Annotated in this window: 14 protein-coding genes; 8 read left to right on the top strand and 6 right to left on the bottom strand. The window is 30.8% G+C overall.

Annotated elements, in window-relative coordinates:
• Positions 1-2 precede the first annotated feature (2 nt).
• Positions 3-1,466, bottom strand: coding sequence for a sigma 54-interacting transcriptional regulator (locus tag EYW44_RS00440; RefSeq protein ID WP_132721281.1), 1,464 nt, complete (start codon positions 1,464-1,466; stop codon positions 3-5).
• Positions 1,467-1,540: 74 nt separating this feature from the next.
• Positions 1,541-2,668, bottom strand: a complete 1,128-nt coding sequence (locus EYW44_RS00435; protein WP_132721279.1) for a vWA domain-containing protein — start codon at positions 2,666-2,668, stop codon at positions 1,541-1,543.
• Between the two features lie 83 nt (positions 2,669-2,751).
• Between EYW44_RS00435 and EYW44_RS00430 the strand changes: the two genes are divergently transcribed.
• On the top strand, positions 2,752-3,567 hold the full coding sequence (locus EYW44_RS00430) for a DUF1853 family protein (RefSeq protein ID WP_132721277.1): 816 nt from the start codon (positions 2,752-2,754) through the stop codon (positions 3,565-3,567).
• A gap of 43 nt (positions 3,568-3,610) precedes the next feature.
• On the opposite strand, the gene EYW44_RS00425 is transcribed toward EYW44_RS00430, so the two are convergent.
• The 3 genes from EYW44_RS00425 to EYW44_RS00415 form a co-directional block, all read right to left on the bottom strand.
• A complete protein-coding gene (locus EYW44_RS00425; RefSeq protein ID WP_243643580.1) occupies positions 3,611-4,195 on the bottom strand; it encodes a class I SAM-dependent methyltransferase in 585 nt (194 codons plus the stop codon).
• Positions 4,192-5,079 (bottom strand): DUF72 domain-containing protein, encoded by an 888-nt coding sequence (locus EYW44_RS00420; RefSeq protein ID WP_132721273.1) that lies wholly within the window; start codon positions 5,077-5,079, stop codon positions 4,192-4,194. The genes EYW44_RS00425 and EYW44_RS00420 overlap by 4 nt, the downstream gene beginning before the upstream one ends.
• A gap of 72 nt (positions 5,080-5,151) precedes the next feature.
• Positions 5,152-6,102: a patatin-like phospholipase family protein gene (locus EYW44_RS00415; RefSeq protein WP_132721271.1), complete on the bottom strand. Its 951-nt coding sequence runs from the start codon at positions 6,100-6,102 to the stop codon at positions 5,152-5,154.
• 39 nt (positions 6,103-6,141) lie between these two features.
• Here EYW44_RS00415 and EYW44_RS00410 point away from each other — a divergent pair, with 39 nt between their 5' ends.
• From EYW44_RS00410 to EYW44_RS00400, 3 genes are all read left to right on the top strand, one after another.
• Entirely contained in the window at positions 6,142-7,200 is a 1,059-nt protein-coding gene (locus tag EYW44_RS00410; protein WP_132721269.1) for a WD40/YVTN/BNR-like repeat-containing protein, read from the top strand.
• A gap of 129 nt (positions 7,201-7,329) precedes the next feature.
• The gene (locus EYW44_RS00405; RefSeq protein WP_207893726.1) at positions 7,330-10,311 is read left to right on the top strand and encodes an amidohydrolase family protein; all 2,982 of its coding nucleotides are present in this window, start codon (positions 7,330-7,332) and stop codon (positions 10,309-10,311) included.
• Positions 10,312-10,313: 2 nt separating this feature from the next.
• The gene (locus EYW44_RS00400; RefSeq protein WP_132721267.1) at positions 10,314-11,609 is read left to right on the top strand and encodes an amidohydrolase family protein; all 1,296 of its coding nucleotides are present in this window, start codon (positions 10,314-10,316) and stop codon (positions 11,607-11,609) included.
• 49 nt (positions 11,610-11,658) lie between these two features.
• Here EYW44_RS00400 and EYW44_RS00395 read toward each other — a convergent pair whose 3' ends face one another.
• Positions 11,659-12,393 carry a siderophore-interacting protein gene (locus EYW44_RS00395; RefSeq protein WP_132721265.1) on the bottom strand — a complete coding sequence of 245 codons (735 nt, stop codon included), beginning with the start codon at positions 12,391-12,393 and terminating at the stop codon, positions 11,659-11,661.
• A 160-nt stretch (positions 12,394-12,553) separates the two neighbouring features.
• Here EYW44_RS00395 and EYW44_RS00390 point away from each other — a divergent pair, with 160 nt between their 5' ends.
• From EYW44_RS00390 to EYW44_RS00375, 4 genes are all read left to right on the top strand, one after another.
• Entirely contained in the window at positions 12,554-13,351 is a 798-nt protein-coding gene (locus EYW44_RS00390) for a TrmH family RNA methyltransferase (RefSeq protein ID WP_132721263.1), read from the top strand.
• Between the two features lie 11 nt (positions 13,352-13,362).
• The gene (locus EYW44_RS00385; protein WP_132721261.1) at positions 13,363-14,124 is read left to right on the top strand and encodes a hypothetical protein; all 762 of its coding nucleotides are present in this window, start codon (positions 13,363-13,365) and stop codon (positions 14,122-14,124) included.
• 232 nt (positions 14,125-14,356) lie between these two features.
• On the top strand, positions 14,357-16,567 hold the full coding sequence (locus EYW44_RS00380; protein WP_132721259.1) for a RelA/SpoT family protein: 2,211 nt from the start codon (positions 14,357-14,359) through the stop codon (positions 16,565-16,567).
• 74 nt (positions 16,568-16,641) lie between these two features.
• Entirely contained in the window at positions 16,642-17,091 is a 450-nt protein-coding gene (locus EYW44_RS00375; RefSeq protein WP_132721257.1) for a Fur family transcriptional regulator, read from the top strand.
• Positions 17,092-17,093 lie beyond the last annotated feature (2 nt).

Here is a 17,093-nt window from a genome sequence, read left to right as displayed (position 1 = left end):
GATTATATACCTCTAATATAATTTGCTAAAGGATCATTAAATTGAAAACCTTTGGTAAATCGTTCTTTATTTAAAATCTTAAACTCAGCTAAAGCCCATAAAATAAGTTCTTTTAAAAATAACTTATCTTCATTATGAAACTCTGGTTGATATTTTTGAATTAGATTTTCTAATGGAGTGATTGCATTTAATTGATCTTTAAAATAACCATCATCCATATCGTCTAACAATTCAACAGCATCTTGCGAGTAAAACCATTGTGTAATTTGATCATACGGAGTTTCTTCTCCATCTTTTTTAAGCTTTTTAATTTCTGGAAACAACTCTAAAAAGATTGTTTTAATGGCATTTTGAATTAAAATTTGAGCCACAGTTGCTGCTCCCTCCTGTTCTCCTTCGTATACCAATTCTATTTTACCTGTAATAGCCGGAATTGTTCCAAAGAAATCTAATAAACGAACAGTGGTTGAACTATCTTCTGTTAATAAACTTCTTCTTTCTGCTGTACTTAATAAGTTCTCAAAAATAGAAATACTCATTCGTGCACTTACACCACTTTTTACATCTACATATTCACTTTCTCTAGCTTCAAAACCTATTTGTTCCACCAATCGTTTTGCTAGTTTAGGTACATATACAGTTTCTTTTTGTCCTGATAATGTATTTGCTTCTTGTTCTGTAATTTTTTCAGCAATATCTACTGACTTTGGATAGTGTGTTAAAATCTGAGATCCAATTCTATCTTTTAAAGGTGTTACAATACTTCCTCTGTTGGTATAATCTTCAGGATTTGCAGTAAACACAAATTGAATATCTAACGGTAAACGTAATTTAAAACCACGTATTTGTATATCTCCTTCTTGTAAAATATTGAATAAAGCTACTTGTATACGCGCTTGTAAATCTGGAATCTCATTAATTACAAAAATCGATCTATTTGCTCTTGGTATCATTCCAAAATGAATCACACGATCGTCAGCATAATTTAATTTTAAATTCATTGCTTTAATTGGATCAATATCACCAATTAAATCAGCAACAGTAACATCTGGTGTTGCTAACTTTTCAAAAAAGCGTTCATCTCTATGCAACCAAGTAATTGGTGTTTCATCACCTTTTTCTGCAATTAACTCTATTGAATATCTAGACAAAGGTAGTAACGGATCGTCATTTATTTCAGAACCTGCAACAACTGGAATATACTCATCTAACAAAGTAACCATTAAACGCGCTAAACGTGTTTTTGCTTGTCCTCTTAACCCTAATAAATTGATATTGTGTTTTGATAAAATTGCGGTTTCTAACTCAGGTATTACCGAGTTTTCATATCCCCAAACACCTTCAAAAACAGTTTCTTGTTTTTTTAACTTCTGAATTAAATTTTTTCGTAGTTCATCTTTAATAGAGATTGACTTATATCCGCTTTCTTTTAATTCTCCTAGGGTTTTAATATCTGTTATGCTCATTTTTTTCAATTATCAGTAATACATGATCAATTATATGAATTCATAATTCAAAAACTGATCATTGTTAATTTATTCTATATTCCTCTTATTCGTTTTTTTCTATTCTGTTCGTAATCTTCGAAAATCATTTCACCCAATCCTTTCAAACCTGTGTAAAATGCTTTCCCTTGATTTGCTCTTGTAAATTGCTCTATAAATTGCATTAAGTATGGATCTTGAGCAATCATAAACGTGGTAATTGGTATGTGTAACTTTCTTGCTTGAGACGCCATATTATAGCACTTTTCTACAATGTACTTATCTAACCCGTTACTGTTTTTATAATATGTTCCGTCTGATAATCGCAAACAACTTGGTTTACCATCGGTAATCATAAAAATTTGCTTATTGGTATTTCTCTTTCTTCTAAGGATGTCCATTGCTAATTGCAAACCTGCAACAGTATTGGTATGATAAGGTCCTACTTTTAAATAAGGTAACTCTTTAACAGATATAGGCCAAGCATCATTTCCGAATACCATAATATCAATAGTATCTTTAGGATATCTGGTTTTAATTAATTCAGTTAATGCCATCGCTACTTTTTTAGCAGGAGTTATTCTATCTTCTCCATATAAAATCATACTATGACTAATATCAATCATTAACACAGTACTCATTTGCGCTTTAAAATTAGTTTCTTCTACAACCAAATCATTTTCGGTTAACGAAAAATTACCTATTCCATTGTTAATTTGTGCATTTTTAATACTCTCCGTCATCGAAATACGGTCTAGAGAATCTCCGAAATGATAATTCCTAAACTCACCTGTATGCTCGTCTCCTTGACCAATAGCTTTTGTTTTATGATTTCCTAAGCTACTTTTTCTAAGTTTACCAAAAATTTGATCCAATGCATTCTGGCGAATTGCTTGTTCTGTTTTAGCTGTAATCTTTAAGCCTCCTTTTCCATTCGGATCCTCAATTTCTTCTTTTAGATATCCTTTCTTTTTTAAATCTTCTAAAAAATCATCTAAAGTATATTCTGGAGTTGTTAGTTGATATTCTCTATCTAACTGTTCTAACCAATCAAAAGCTTCATCAAAATCTCCCGAAGTATAGGTTATTAATTCTTTAAATATGTCAAAAAGCTTCTCAAATGGAGAAACTGCTTTTGCTTCATAACTTTCGAACCGAAGTCCTTTTCTAAATTCGTTAATCATACTATAAAAATACGGTTATTTGTATTTTTATACCAACATTAGATTATAAATTGATCTTATCGTAGAATCATTATAAATAATAAATGACATTTAAAGAGAAAGAACTTCAGTTACAATACCAAGGTTTTTTGGCAACTAATTTCTTATGGAAAGGTATGCTGAACGAACAATTACTAAATAGTGATTATACATTTTTTGAAAAAGAACAGTTTGCTATTTCAATTAATCAAAAGTTACGATTGGGTAAATTAGTGGAAAAATTTGTTATCAATCAGCTTTCTGAATATAATAATATTGAAATTTTACTTGAGAATGTTCAAATTCAAGATGAAAAAATTACGCTAGGTGAATTAGATTGTATTTTATTAGAAAACAATATTCCAATTCATTTAGAAATAATTTATAAATTCTATTTATACGATAATTCTGTAGGAAATTCTGAAATTGAGCATTGGATTGGTCCAAACAGAAGGGATAGTTTTGATATGAAATATGATAAGCTAGTAAGCAAACAACTTCCAATGTTGTATCATGCAAAAACACAAGAACTTCTTAAAAAGAAAAACATTGATACTGACAAAATCATTCAAAAAGTATATTTCAAGGCACAATTATTTCCTCATTTAAATGATATTAATAAAAACTTCCCTTTAATTAACAACGACTGTATTTCTGGATTTTATATTTATAGGAATGAATTATCTCAATACAACAATTGCAAATTTTTTGTTCCCACAAAGCATAACTGGTTGATACAACCACACAGCAATGTTAATTGGTTAAATTTTGAGGAGTTTAGTAAGCAATCATCTGTTTTTTTAGAGGAAGAATATGCTCCTATGTGCTGGATGAAAAAGCCCAACGGAATGATTTTTAAGTTTTTTGTAGTTTGGTGGTGATACCACATCAAATAAAGCTGATCAATGTTTCTCTTTTCAATCTCTAAAACTTTTGAAGTACAATAGTTGCCATGCTTCTTAAATCTTCGACTACTGTAGTTTTAAAAGGCTCTATTAGTTGTAAATTATATTTTACCATAAGATTTGAAAGTAATTCTCTTTTGATTAAAAAACGTGACGAACCATCTTTCAAATCGTACACACCATTTTTATTGTTACTAATGGTATCAGCTACTCCTATATCTGTGGTCATCCTAATAAATAGAGAACCTCCAGGCTTTAAAACTCTTATTAATTCTGAAAACATAGATAAAAAATGATTTTCATTTTCAGCAAAATGCAAAACCGCTGAACAAATTACATGATCAAATTTTTCATTTTCAAAGTGTAAAGACTCTAATTTGGTTTTTGAAATTTTAACTGACGGATATATTTGTACTACAAAATCTAACGCTTCTTCATTTAAATCAACTCCATACAGATCAAAATTCTGAGTAGTAAACCATTTTAAATTTCTTCCAAGTCCACAACCTGCATCTAAAATTGTCTGTCCTTCTGCATATCTACTTTTTAAAATTTGATCAAGCAAGTAAATATCTACATTACCAATGTGCTCTAAACTATTCAAAATAATGTTTGTTGTTGTTCCTGATTTGGTACTTTTAACTGAATACCTAACTCTTTATTTAAATTTTCAATAAAATATGCCGCTAATAATGGAGATTCTACTTCTAAATTCTGGTGTACAAAAAAGTGAATATTTCTCAAGCCTAATTTTACCCATTCAGATAAACGCTTCACCCAATCATCTAATCTTTGATAATCTGACGGATGATTAGCTCCTACATATCTAATAAAAGCTTCGTTTTTGGTTAATCTCATGTGCATCATATCTCGTCTTCCAGCGGTATCAACAAGAGTATTAGAAACATTGTTTTCTTCTAACAAATCGTAAAAATCTTTTGAAATTTCTGGATCTGTAAACCAATCTGTATGACGACATTCTACAGTTAAAGGTATGTCTTTAGGCCAACTTTCCACAAAATTCTGAAGTCTATCAAAATTTTGAGGTCCAAAATTTGCATGTAATTGTAAAAAAATAGTTCCTAACTTTTCTTCTAATCTAGAAGCTGCTTCTAAATAATAATTTACCGAATCAGCCACACCCTCTAATCGTTTCCAATGACTAATATCTTGAGTTAACTTCGGAAAAAACTTAAAGCCTTCTGGAGTTTTATTCTTCCATTTTTCAAATTGTTCAGGAGGAAATTGTCTGTAAAAAGTAGCATTCAATTCAATAGAATTAAATTGATTCGAATAATAAACCAACTCATCCTTGGTTCCTCTAGGATAAAAACCTTTTAAATCAGCTTTATTCCATTTTGCGCACCCAACATACACCGAAAGTGGTGTTTCCTCTTTTACCTTCGATAATACTTCTTTTGTTTTTACGTGCGTATCAGGCATTGTAAAATCTATAACTTCTGGATGTTCTACCTTTCCGAATTTCATTGTTTTACTATTGGGGTATTAGTTATTGACTTTTTACTGTCAACTAAAAAACTACATACTGATTTCTATAACTTACTGTAATTGTTGATCAAGGCTATCCTCTTTATCTACTAAATCAGGTCGAAAATCATTCATCAACGATAGTTCTTTCATTTTAGCATATTCATAACCTTGCTTCCACCAACCTCTCATTTGTTCTTTATCAAAAACCAATGAATTTGTAGTAAGTACAGTTGGTGTATAATATAAATTTAGTTTTACATCTTGGTATTTAGCTGAAAGTTTTCCAATGGTAACATTATGTTTTTCAACATGTTCTAACATAAACCCAAAGACATCTAGCATTAATGAAAATGGATTCTTAGAAGGCATTCTATTTATTTGATTTACTTCTGTTTCTAAAATAATTGCATCTACTTCTTTTGCACCTCTCTTGATAGCTTCTCTAATTGGAACTAAACAACCAAAACCACCATCAGCATATTGGCAACCATTTTTTTCTAGCAAACTCATAAAAGGAACATAGTTACAAGAACCCCAAATCCAATCACAAAAATCGTCGTAAGTACAATCTAAAATCGATTTATATTCTATTTGGTTGGCTGTTAAGTTAGATACCGTTACAACTACTTCTTTATTTTGATCTTTAATAATTTCAAACATTTTTGGAGTTACATTGGCACGTATCAATTTTCTGAGATTCTTACTTTCTCCAAAAGTTTTTCTTCCATTTAGTAAATTCCAAAAAGTATTTCTATGTCTAATAGAAATTACCTTAACTCCATGTACTTTTTTTATTTTAAACGGATTGTTACTAAAAATGCTACGCTGTTTTACGTTGGTGTATAACATTTTCAATTCATCAACCATACCTACAGCCAAATGCGACACCATTAAACTACCTGTAGATGTACCTACAAATAAATCGTATTCTCTCTTTTGTTCTTTCATTAAAAACTCAACAACACCACCAGCAAATGCCCCTTTACTGCCTCCTCCAGAAATTACCAACGCTTTTTTCATCGAATTTAACTAATTTAGTTCTGTAAAAGTATTAAAAAAATGAAACGTTTTTCCATAATTGCATGCCTTCTAATTTTATTATTTAATTGTACTAAAAAGAGTACTACTAGAAATATTGAATCTGTTGTAATTAATGATTTTTTTAAAGACAGTACAAGCATACGTGCCATTAAAACGCTGCATAAAGACACCTTATTCTATGCAGGATCTAATGGAAAAGTTGGTATGACTTTGAATGGAGGAAAGAATTGGAGTCAAATAATTATCAAAGATTCACTGAATAACACGCCTCATTTTAGAAGTATTTCTTACAACAACAAAGCTTTATTTATACTATCTATTGGTAATCCTGCTTTGTTATATAAAATACCGTTACAAAATAATTCAAACTTACAATATGAATTAGTTTATAAAGAAGAACACGAAAAGGTGTTTTATGATAGCATGCACTTTTTTGATGATGCTTTACACGGAATTGCAGTGGGTGACCCTATAGAAGATTGTCCTTCTGTAATTATGACTAAAGATGGAGGTAATACGTGGAAAAAAACTGATTGTAATTCACTTCCTAAATTTGTTGAAGGAGAAGCTTTTTTTGCGGCGAGTAATACAAATATTGAAATTTTAGGAAGTACTGTTTGGATAGGTTCAGGAGGAAAAAAATCTAGAATTTTAAAATCAACAGACAAAGGTGAAACGTGGAATATTTATGATACTCCGATTGTACAAGGTAATGGTCCACAAGGAATATACTCTGTTGACTTTTTCAACCCAAAAGAAGGAATTGCCATTGGTGGCGATTTTTCTAAACCAGACGACAATTGTAAAAATAAAATAATTACCAACGATGGTGGACAAACATGGCAAGTAATAGCAGATAATGAGAATCCAAACTATAAAAGCTGTGTACAATACGTTCCAAACTCAAACGGAAAAGAAGTTTTTGCTGTGGGTAAAACAGGAATTTCTTTTTCTAAAAACGGAGGAGAAAATTGGAAACAAGTTTCTGATAAACCTTTTTATAGTATTCAATTTGTCGATTCAAACACCGCCTGGTTATCAGGAAATAATAAAATTAGTAAAATGATAATTCAATAAACTTCTTGAACTAAATATTTCACTATCAATTTTCAACCATAAATTGAAAACCAAATCTTAATATTATGTTAAAGGAAATTCATTATCGATAATATTGAATATTTTTAGCCTCAATTCAATTAAACCATAATGAAACAAATTTTACTAATGTTACTGCTGTGCATTAGTGTAGGGTATTCTCAAGAATACTTTCCAACTAATACAGGAGTAAAAACTACTAAAAGCACTACATATGCTTTTACAAACGCTACTATTTATGTAACTCCCACGCAAAAAATTAACAAAGCTACATTACTTATTAAAGATGGTAAAGTTGTTAATTCAGGAAGAAAAGTTACAATTCCGAAAGAAGCTCAAATTATTGATTTAAAAGGGAAATTTATATACCCTTCATTTGTTGAAACCTATTCTAATTTTGGAATAGCTTCGCCAAAAGGTGATCAAGGTGGAGGCTTTAGAAGTGCACCTCAATATGATGCTACAAGAGTTGGTTATTACTGGAATGATCATATTCGTCCTGAAACAAATCCTATCAGTGAATTTAATTTTGACGCTAAAAAAGCAAAAGAATTATTAGATATCGGTTTTGGTACGGTTAATACGCATCTTGAAGACGGAATTATGCAAGGTAATGCAGTATTAGTTTCTCTAAACACAAATGCTAATGATGCTTATAGAATTTTAGATAAACAAACTACCAATCATTTATCGTTTAAAAAAAGTAAAAAATCAACTCAAGGATATCCAACTTCTTTAATGGGAGCTATGGCTTTGTTAAGACAAACATATCTTGATGCTGATTGGTACTCAAAAGGAAATGCTAAAAATACTGATTGGTCTTTAGAGGCGGTTAATAAAAACAAAACATTACCTCAAATTTTTAACGCAGGTAGCAGCATGAATGCTTTGCGTGCAGACAAAGTTGGTGATGAATTTGGAATACAGTATACTATTTTAGGGGGTGGTGATGAATTTGAACGCATCAACGCTATAAAAAACACCAATGCAACTTTTATCATTCCTATTGATTACAGAAAAGCATATGATGTAAGCGATAAGTTTGCTACAGAAATTGTTTCTTTAAGAGACATGCGTAAATGGAACCAAGAACCTTCTAACCCAGCTTTGTTAGCTAAAAACAATGTTCCTTTTGCCTTAACAACTCATAAACTTAAATCGCTACAAAGCTTTCATAAAAACATTCAGAAAGCTATCAAACATGGTTTAAGTAGTACCAAAGCATTAGAAACCTTGACTACTATTCCTGCTAAAATTTTAGGAAACAATAAAATAGGAAATCTTAACAATGGAAGTTTTGCTAATTTCTTAATTACTTCTGGAGATATTTTTGATAGTAAAACTACTTTATTCGAAAACTGGGTACAAGGTGAAAAACATATCGTAAATGATATGAATATTAAAAACCTATCTGGAAATTATAATTTAACTGTAAATGGTAAAAATTATGATTTAAAAATTACTGGTAAAGGTAAAAAGCAAAAGGCTTCAGTTTCTTTAAATGATAAAAAACTAAAATCAAACTTTTCTTTTAAAGACAATTGGTTACAGTTAACTATTAATGAAAACGATACTTTTACTCGTTTATCTGGATTTGTTGATAAAGCTGATATAAAAGTATTTTCTGGCACTGGAAAAGATCATCTTGGTAATGATATTACTTGGTCTACTTCTGTAGCTGCAGAAGATGCTACAAAAAACAAGAAATCAAAAGATCAAAAAGTCACTGTACTACCAATTAGTTATCCTAATGTTGGATTTGGAAACTTTACTAAGCCTTCAAAAGAAACTATTTTAATTAAGAATGCTACTGTTTGGACTGGAGAAAACGAAAGTGTTTTAAAAAATACTGATGTACTTATTAAAAATGGAAAGATTGCTAAAATAGGTAACAATTTATCTAGTGGTGGTGCAAAAGTTATAGATGGAACCAACAAATATGTGACAGCTGGAATTATTGATGAACATTCACACATCGCTACAGCTGCCGTAAATGAATCGGGACACAATTCGACTGCTGAAGTTACTATTGAAGATGTAGTAAATCCGGATGATATAAATATTTACAGAAACTTAGCAGGAGGAGTAACTTCTATTCAAGTACTACACGGTTCTGCCAATCCTATTGGTGGTCGTTCAGCTATCCTTAAATTAAAATGGGGAGAAAGTGCTGAAAATATGATTTATGATAACACTCCTAAGTTTATCAAATTTGCTCTTGGAGAAAATGTAAAGCAATCTAACTGGGGAGATGCACAAACAGTTCGTTTTCCACAAACTCGTATGGGAGTTGAGCAAGTGTATATTGATTACTTCCAAAGAGCTAAAGAATATGATGCTAAAAAGAAAAGCGGTCAGCCTTACAGAAAAGATATTGAGTTAGAAACATTAGCTGAAATAATTAACAAAGAACGTTTTATTTCTTGTCACTCTTATGTGCAATCAGAAATAAACATGTTAATGAAAGTTGCTGAACAGTTTAACTTCAACATTAACACATTCACTCATATTTTAGAAGGTTATAAAGTTGCAGATAAAATGAAAGAACATGGTGTTGGTGGTTCTACCTTTGCCGATTGGTGGGCTTACAAATATGAAGTAATTGATGCAATTCCTTACAATGCTGCAATTATGCACAGACAAGGAGTAGTTGTTGCTATAAATTCAGATGATGCTGAAATGTCTAGAAGATTAAATCAAGAAGCTGCTAAAACAGTTAAATATGGTGGTTTAACAGAACAAGAAGCTTGGAATACCGTAACTATTAATGCTGCTAAATTATTGCATTTAGATGATAGAACTGGTAGTATTAAGGTTGGTAAAGATGCAGACATTGTTGTTTGGAACGGAAATCCTTTATCAATTTATACAAAAGCTGAAACTACTATTATTGATGGTACTATTTATTTTGATCTTAAACAAGACAAAGAAAAGAGAAAAGCTATTAAGCAAGAACGTGCAAAGCTTATAGAAATGATGTTAAGAGAGAAAAATGGTGGTGCGCCTACACAAGCTCCATCTAGAAAAGCAAAAAGATTATTTCACTGTGATTCTGAGTCTGAATATCACCATCATAATCACGAAACTCATTAAAAATGAAAAAACAACTATATATAATATTACTAAGTTTCTTATTTGTAAGTAATCTTAGAGCACAACAAACTCCTGGAGCAAAACAAACTTCAGATTATTCAATAGTTGGTGCCACTGCTCATATTGGTAATGGTACTGTTATTGAAAATTCATTATTGGTATTTTCTAACGGAAAAATCACCTACATTGGTAAAGCCGATGCTAGTCAGCAAAAAGGTACCATTATAAATGCTATAGGAAAACATGTATATCCTGGTTTAATAGCTGCCAATACTTCTTTAGGTTTAGCTGAAATTGATGCAGTTAGAGCCACAAGAGATTTTGATGAAATTGGTTCTTATTTACCTCACATTAGAAGTATTATTGCTTACAATGCTGAGAGTAAAGTTGTAGAATCAATGCGTCCTAATGGAGTATTAATTGCTCAAATCACTCCTAGAGGTGGAGTTATTTCTGGTACTTCATCAGTAGTTCAATTAGATGCTTGGAACTGGGAAGATGCTTCTATAAATACCGATGATGCAATTCACATTAACTGGCCTTCTTCTTTTACTAGAGGTCGTTGGTGGTTAGGTGAAGATAGAGGTATGAAACCAAATAAGCAATATGCTAAATCGGTTACAAAACTTACTGATTTTTTCACCAATGCTAAAAACTATCTTTCTGGTAAAAGATCTACTAAAAATCTTCCGTACGATGCTTTAGAAAATGTTTTTAAAGGAACAAAAAAGGTATTTATTCATGTAAATGGTGAAAAGGCAATTACTGATGCTGTAAATACTTTTTTAAACTTAAAAATTAAAAACATTGTGTTAGTTCGTGCTTATGGTGCTGAAAAAGTAACTGAGTTATTAAAAACGAATAACATTCCTGTAGTTTTAGAAAGAGCGCACAGATTACCTAATAACGAAGATGAGGATTATGATTTGCCTTTTAGATCTGCTAAAATATTAGTAGATGCAGGTATTTTAGTAGGTTTAGGTATGGAAGGTGATATGGAACGTATGAGTGCTAGAAATATTCCTTTTTATGCAGGAACTTATGGTGCCTATGGACTTGGTAAAGAAAAAGCTTTGCAATTGATTACTGCTAACAATGCTAAGATTTTAGGAATTGATAAATTCGCTGGAACTTTAGAAACTGGTAAAGATGCAACACTATTTATTTCTGAAGGAGATGCTTTAGATATGAGAACGAATATAATATCTAATGCTTTTATCCAAGGAAGAAAAGTGAGTTTAGAAACTCATCAAACAAAACTTTGGAAACGATACAGTAATAAATTTAAAAATCAATAGTTAGAAAGCTCGGGGTTTCCCGAGCTTTTTCTTTGTAAATCAACAATAACTACAATTTCATTTTTGCTCTTTTATGCTCCTCCTCTGTTTTTCCTATTTTCCAGTAAGAGCTGATGTAAACATTATTAGCATTTTTAACTTTTGTCTCATTCAATAAAAATTGCTTAATCTGTTTTACTGTTTCAATTTCTCCTGCTACAAAAACATTTGCTAAATCTGGAATTTCTAATTTCTGTATTTCTTTTAATTGTTCATTATCTGAATTCTCTTTATGAATCAACCAATGAATATTTACTCCTACTGGTTTATTAAATTCCTGCACATCCTCTTTGCTTATAATTTCAAAAAACACCTCTCCTATTGAATTTTTTGGAAGTTCCTCAATAGCAGCAATAGCTGCTGGCATAGCAGACATATCTGCTGCAAAAAGATACCAGCCTTCAATATTAGTTTGAAACTTTTTAGGACCTGGTCCCATAAAACTTATCTCATCTCCTACAACTGCATTTAAAGCCCAATTTGTAGCCGGACCCGCTGGTTTATGAATTGCAAAATCCATTGTCAGTTCTTTAGTTTCGTTATCTATACTACGAATCGTATAAGGTCTCACTTTTGTTTTACTAAAAAAGCCTTTCGATTCTACAGGAACTACTAATTTTACATATGCACCATTATAATCTGAAGAAAACTGTTGTATATCATTACTTTCAAAAACAATTCTTTTCATATTAGGAGTTACGTACTTATTGCTTTTCACTTTTATTGTTCTTGATTTTCTTATCATTCTTAAACTTTAAATTAATACTACTACTTAGTCGTAGTTTGTTTTGCTAACCTTCATTTATTTTTAATAAATCTAAATAAATTTAATTATTTTTTTCAGTTAGACATCAAAATCAATAATAAATTTCTACAACAATTATAAATAGGTATTTTTGTGCTTAATGAAAACCATCACTAGCATACAGAATAATTACATTAAAAACCTTGTTAAACTTCAAGAAAAATCAAGGGAAAGAAAAAAACAGCAACTTTTTTTAATTGAAGGCGTACGTGAGATAACTATAGCCATTAAAGGAAATTATAACATTGAAACATTGTTGGTTGCTTCTAATATTTTGTCTAAGAATGATGATGAAATTACCATGCTAATAGAAAAACATAATACGATAGAAGTTAGTAATGAGGTTTATGAAAAATTAGCATATAGAGATTCTACGGAAGGTATAATCGCAGTTGTTAAAACTAAAAAATATGGTTTAGATGAACTGAAATTTGAAACAGCATCTCCATTAATTTTAATAATGGAAGGAATTGAAAAACCAGGTAATGTTGGTGCTATGTTACGTACAGCAGATGCTGCAAATGTAGATGCCGTTATAATAGCTAACTCTAAAACAGATATTTACAACCCTAATGTTATTAGATCAAGTGTAGGCTGTTTATTTACCAATCAAATAGCTATAGCTAGTACAGATGATGTTATTACTTACTTAAAACAAAAAAATATTAATATTTATAGTGCTACTCTTCAAAATTCTAACAAATATTATGAAGAAGATTATACTAAACCTAGTGCAATTGTCGTTGGTACAGAGGCTACTGGTTTGAGTGAACGATGGAGAACTGAAGCAACACAAAATATTAACATTCCTATGGAAGGTGTTATTGACTCAATGAATGTATCTGTAGCAGCTGCCATTGTTATATTTGAAGCAAAAAGACAACGAATATCTAATTAAATTAAATAAAAATGAACATTCAAAAATCCCTAAAAAAGTTTTCATTATTAAGCTTAGCTGTATTAGCAATTTCTTGTTCTGATTCAGATTCTGATCAGGTTGGAGGAGACAACGGAGATAACGGAAATAGTGGTACTCCTGGAAGTGAAGCTTGTAACAATCCTGCAAATTACATTTTCGCAGAAAAAGATGGTTTTGTAAAAGTTGAAATTGAAGATGCTGTTTTACCTGAAAATTGGAAGTTAGAAACTAGTAATAGTGCTTCTGGTAAAGGTTATGCTGTATGGACAGGTGATCAATCTTTAGGACAACCTGGAAAAGGACTAATTGAATATAAATTAGCGATCAAAACTCCTGGAACTTACCGTTTTTTATGGAACACAGCTGTTACAATTGGTAATCAAAGCTCTGAGCATAACGATAGCTGGTTAAAATTTCCAGATGCAACTAATTATTACGGAGAAAAAAATGGTAGTAGAGTATATCCAAAAGGTAGTGGGCAAACTCCTAACCCAAATGGATCTTCTGCTGACGGTTGGTTCAAAATTTACAGAAGTGGTAGCGATTTAGATTTTAAATGGCAAGCAGCGACTTCTGATAATGATTCACACAATATTTATGTTGAATTTGCTACTGCTGGAACATACACAATGCAAGTATCTGCAAGATCAACAGGTCATGGAATTGATCAATTTATGTTATTTCAAGAAGATACTTATTCTTTAAACGATGCTAAAGAAATTACAACTTTCAGTGAAGTAAGCTGTAATTAGTAAATTATAACTTAACATTTAAAACAGTATTCTTTATGATGATTATTTCATCTTAAGAATACTGTTTCTTTTTTACACAAATTCCCTTCTTCTATTCTTCAATTAATCAACAATTTAATGTTCTTTCAAAAACTCTATATTGCCTGCTACAAGTAGAAGTTAATTTGCTTAATACAAATCTTTGTAGTAATTTCACTAAAATAACCCCTTACTAAAGGAAAATTAACTTTGAATGAAGTATTCGGCGACTCAGGAAGAAGAAAATAAAGAGATAGCAAATAGGTACAAAGATTTGCTGAAAGGTACTTACCAAACCTTATCAGAAGATGATAAAAAATTGATTCGTAAAGCTTTTGAGGTTGCTGTTGAAGCGCATTCTAAACAACGAAGAAAATCTGGTGAGCCTTATATTTTCCACCCTATTGCCGTTGCTAAAATAGTTGCTTATGAAATTGGTTTGGGAGCTACTTCTATTGCTGCTGCATTGTTACATGATGTAGTTGAAGATACTCATTACACTGTTGAAGATATGGAGCAATTGTTTGGTGAAACAGTTGCCAGAATTGTAAGTGGTTTGACTAAAATATCTCGATTAAAACAAGATCAAGATTATTCCATTCAAGCAGAAAATTTCAGAAAAATGTTATTGACATTACACGATGATGTTCGTGTAATTTTAATAAAAATTGCTGACCGTTTGCACAACATGCAAACTATGGATGCCATGCCTCCACACAAACAAGTTAAAATAGCTTCTGAAACACTTTATATTTATGCTCCCCTAGCCCATCGCTTAGGATTGTATAATATTAAAACTGAATTAGAAGATTTAGGTTTAAAATACACTGAGCCTGAAGTTTATAATGACATCTTTTTAAAAATTAAAGAAAGTAAAGAAGAGCAACAAAAATACATTGATCTTTTTAATTCAAAAATACGAGAAGCCTTAGATAACGAAGGTTTTAGCTACCAAATTAAAGGGCGTTTTAAATCTATTTTTTCCATCAGGAGAAAAATGAGAAAACAGAACGTTACTTTCGATGAGGTATATGATAAGTTTGCTATTAGAATTATTTACAAGCCCACTTCTGGAGATGAAAAATTCGATGCTTGGAAAATTTATTCTATTGTAACAGACTTTTATAAGCCAAACCCTTCTCGTTTAAGAGATTGGATTTCTCAACCTAAATCAACTGGTTATGAAGCTTTACATATTACTGTAGTTGGACCAGAAGCTAAATGGGTAGAAGTTCAAGTTCGTTCTGAACGTATGGATGAAATAGCTGAAAAAGGATATGCTGCTCACTTCAAATACAAACAAGGAAACATTGGTGAAAATGGTTTAGAAGGTTGGCTTAATAAATTGAAAGAAACTCTTGAAAACAACACTTTAAATGCTGTTGATTTTGTTGAAGATTTTAAACTGAATTTATACGCTAAAGAAATTTACGTTTTTACTCCTAAAGGAGATTTAAAATCGCTTCCTAAAGGAGCTTCTGCTTTAGATTTTGCTTTTGCCATTCATACTGATGTTGGTTTAAAGTGTAGAGGTGCCAAAGTAAATGGAAAACTTGTTCCACTAAGTTACGAGTTAAAAAGTGGTGATCAGGTAGATATTCTAACTTCTGCTAATAACAAACCAAATACACGCTGGTTAGATTTTGTGATGACAGCTCGTGCTAGAACAAAAATTAAATCAGCCTTAAAAGCCGATGAGAAAAAGATAGCTGAAGAAGGAAAAGCAATTTTAGTAAGAAAACTACGTCATTTAAAAATTAATTACGACGAAAAAATAGCACATGAAATAGCTAGTTACTTTAACCTACAAACAAGTTTCGATCTTTTTTATAGAATAGGAAATGGTGCTATAGACAATTCTCAATTAAAAGAATTTGTCAATCAACGTAGTAGTCCTATTATGACTTTCTTAAAGAATCCTTTTAAGAGAAATACAACCATAAGTAACAATGAAGAAGTTACTAATAAGTATGATGCTTTAGTATTTGGTCAAGAAGAAGAAAAACTTGAGTACACCTTATCTGTATGTTGTAATCCTATCCCTGGAGATGCTGTTTTTGGTTTTGTAACTATTAATGATGGTATTAAAGTTCATAAAAACAATTGTCCAAACGCAATTTCATTACAATCTAATTTTGCCTATCGAATTATCAAAGCAAAATGGATTGACTCTACGAAACAAGAATATTCTGCCATATTAAAAATTAGTGGAGTTGATAATAAAGGAATTGTAAATAATATTACTCGAATTATTTCAAGCAATATGGATGTTTTTATCAACAGTATTAATATCTCTGGAAATGCTGGTATTTTCGAAGGTAAAATCTCTCTTACAGTTAAGAACAAAAACCAACTAGCAAAGCTTATAGACAGCATTAAAAAAGTAGAAGGTGTTCAAAAAGTACAACGTGTTAATAGTTTATAAATATATTCTTTTGCATAGGCTTTTTTTATTGATAAATTAACGTAAATTTGTCTTTTGGTAAAAAATAGAAAAGTATGAGTAGTTTATCTGAAAATCAAGAAATAGTAAAAAAGGTTTTCACTTCTTTTTTAGAAGAAAATAAGCATCGTAAAACACCTGAACGTTATGCTATCTTACAAGAAATTTACGAAGCAGATGAACATTTCGATATAGAATCTTTATACATTAAAATGAAGAATAAAAACTATCGTGTGAGTAGGGCTACTCTTTACAATACGATGGATTTATTACTTGATTGTGGATTGGTTCGTAAACATCAATTTGACGGGCAATCTATGGCTCGCTATGAAAAAAGTTACTTTGATAAAAACCATGACCACGTAATTTTTACTGATTCTGGTGAGGTTAAAGAGTTTTGCGATCCTCGCATTCAAACTATCAAAAAAACTATTGAAGAAGTTTTTGATATCGAAATTCACAATCATTCTTTATACTTCTACGGAACTAAGAAAAACACAAAATAAAC

It is taken from the genome of Tenacibaculum sp. M341, assembly GCF_004337695.1.
Taxonomy (GTDB): Bacteria; Bacteroidota; Bacteroidia; order Flavobacteriales; family Flavobacteriaceae; genus Polaribacter.
The sequence above is the reverse complement of the archived record's forward strand: the minus strand, read 5'-3'. Positions and strand labels throughout refer to the sequence as shown.